Source organism: Mesorhizobium sp. M4A.F.Ca.ET.050.02.1.1 (assembly GCF_003997725.1).
Classification (GTDB): Bacteria; Pseudomonadota; Alphaproteobacteria; order Rhizobiales; family Rhizobiaceae; genus Mesorhizobium.
Genome location: NZ_RZSG01001076.1, coordinates 1 through 1,585, shown reverse-complemented (window position 1 = coordinate 1,585; position 1,585 = coordinate 1). Strand labels below are relative to the sequence as shown.

General features: G+C 64.8%; 2 protein-coding genes. Both read right to left on the bottom strand.

Going from position 1 to position 1,585, the window contains the following annotated elements; all coding sequences use genetic code 11:
- Positions 1–938, bottom strand: a 938-nt coding sequence (locus EOA33_RS35080) for a glycosyltransferase family 2 protein (RefSeq protein WP_190234483.1), incomplete at its 3' end; no start/stop codon positions are given.
- Positions 935–1,585, bottom strand: a 651-nt coding sequence (locus tag EOA33_RS35075) for a GNAT family N-acetyltransferase (RefSeq protein WP_145989501.1), incomplete at its 5' end; no start/stop codon positions are given. The genes EOA33_RS35080 and EOA33_RS35075, both read right to left, overlap by 4 nt.

Below are 1,585 nucleotides of genomic sequence, written 5' to 3'. Positions count from 1 at the left end.
GCGAACGACTGTTCCAATTCCCGCCGTTGCCGCCGCCCGGCGAAATAACCGGAAACGACGCCAAAGCCCCCGGGCAGGTTGTTTGCCCTTCGCCAGGCCTTGATTTCCGCCAGCGCCACGCCGAGGCTGCCCTGCGCCACGGCCTTCAACACGCCGCGCAGCGTCAGGTAACAGAGGATCGCGGCGTAGTCGTTCGTCCGATAGTCCGGGCAGCGGGCGACGAAATCGTCCAGGCCCACAATGTAGCCGGCATGGGTGCGCGACATTGAATTGGCTTCACGATATTTGAGGACGTCGGCGGCCTTGCCGAAGGCGATGCGGTGCTGCTTTCCCAGCCGGACCAGGAATTCGCGGTCCTGATGACGATACAGGCCCACATCGTAACCGCCGATCGAGACGAAGGCGGAACGGCGCACGGTAACGGTCGAATTGGTCAATGGCACGCAGTGGCAAAGCAGCAGCTGACGCAGCCTGTCGGCGTCAGGGGTCGGGTCCGGCAACAGGTGCAGGCGCCGGCGCCGGTCCGCGACGTCGCTGAAGCCGTCGATGGTGCACGCAATATCCGGATTGGCATCGAAGAACGCGATCAACCGCTCGATGCGTCCCGGACAGAATGCATCGTCGGAATCGAGAAACGCAATAAGCGGCGCGCTGGTCAGCGTGGCGCCCTCGTTGCGTGCCCGGTTGGCACCGGATCGCACCAGTAGTCGGCGCCAGGCCAGGCGGGGATCGGCAAGCGAAGCCAGATAGGCTTCGGTGCCGTCGTCGGAAGCGTCGTCGACGACCACGAGTTCGATGTCCCGCCGAGGATCGGACAGGACCGATTCCAGGGTGCGCGGCAGGCTGCCGCGGCGGTTCCTGGCCGGGATAACCACCGCGATCCGGGGGGTGACGACTTCTCCCTGTGCGACTGGCAAGGAATTCGGCAAGGCTGTCACAGGCGGAACTCGTGCATGGGGGTTCGAGTGCAGCCGAAATCGGCCTTGAAAGGCTCGTCGCCAATGGTGAAATCGAAAGTCTCGCCGCCGCTGGCCGCCCAAGCCGCCATGACGCGGTCCAGCGCGAGGCGCCCCGGAGAATAGCGCGCATGGGCGACGTAGTTGCAGCAGAGCAGAATGTAGCGGAAGCTGCTTTTGTCGATCAGCCCGAAAACGAGAGCGACCGTGCTCTCGCCTGAAACCAGGTGCCAGGTTTGAGCCAGGCCGGAGCGCGCTCCGCTGGTGGCGACATCAATGTAGAATTCGAGACCATGCGCCGTCTGCAGCGGATCATCCGGAAAGCGCCCGGACCGGAAATCGCGTCCCGCCATCATTGCGGAGCGCACCGCATCGCATTCCAGGAGCTCCAGCCGAAGCGCGCCTGTATCATCGAGACGGCGTGCCTTGCGATCAAGCGCCGCCGCTCGATGGCTGCCCAGGTTGGCGCGCCGCCATTCGCCATAGGGGAAGCCATAGCGCACGGCATGCGCGCCGAAGCCAAGCGCCAGCGGCTCGCTCCCCAGCAGCGAGCGCCATTGCTGCACATGCTGGTGATGGACCGGACCGATTTTCAGCCCGGCGTGGGAACCTAGGGCATGGTGAAAGGC